At 66.9% G+C, this 505-nt stretch carries 1 protein-coding gene; it reads right to left on the reverse strand.

Translation table 11 applies throughout. The features are described from left to right. Nucleotides 1–7: 7 nt before the first annotated feature. On the reverse strand, nucleotides 8–505 hold a 498-nt coding region (locus tag ADL15_RS15095; protein WP_198170786.1), incomplete at its 5' end, for a transposase.

Below are 505 nucleotides of genomic sequence, written 5' to 3' on the forward strand. Positions count from 1 at the left end.
GGTGGGGTTATGCGGCGAGGGTGAAGTTGAGGCGTTGGAGGTGGGTGGTTCGGGTGCGGTCGAGGGGGTGGCCGGTCCAGTGGTTGTCGAGGCGGTGGATGTTGATCGCGGTTGCGGCGATGGTGTGTTCGAGGGTGGTTTTGGGCAGGCCGCGGTAGCGGGCGGTGCGGATTCCGGTGACGTGGGTGGCTTGGCGGATGGTGCCTTCGACGCCGGCGCGGGTGGCGTAGAGGGTTTTCCATTCCGGGGTGGTTTGTGTGGTGCGGGCGGTGGTGAGGGTTTCGTGGATGTCGCGGGGTTGGATGCTGACTTTGCGGCGGTCGGCGCGGGTGCAGGGTTCGCGGGTGGGGCAGGGGCGGCAGGTTTTCATCGGCCAGGCGACCACGATGGTGTCGGTGTTGTGGGAGCGGGTGGGGGTCCAGCTGCTGCTGGTGTTGCCTTGTGGGCAGGTGCCCTGGCGGGTGTCGTAGTCGAACGTGAACGCGGTTCTGTCGTAGCCGTTTGC

Origin of the sequence: Actinoplanes awajinensis subsp. mycoplanecinus (genome assembly GCF_001509495.1) — a bacterium.
GTDB lineage: Bacteria > Actinomycetota > Actinomycetes > Mycobacteriales > Micromonosporaceae > Actinoplanes > Actinoplanes palleronii.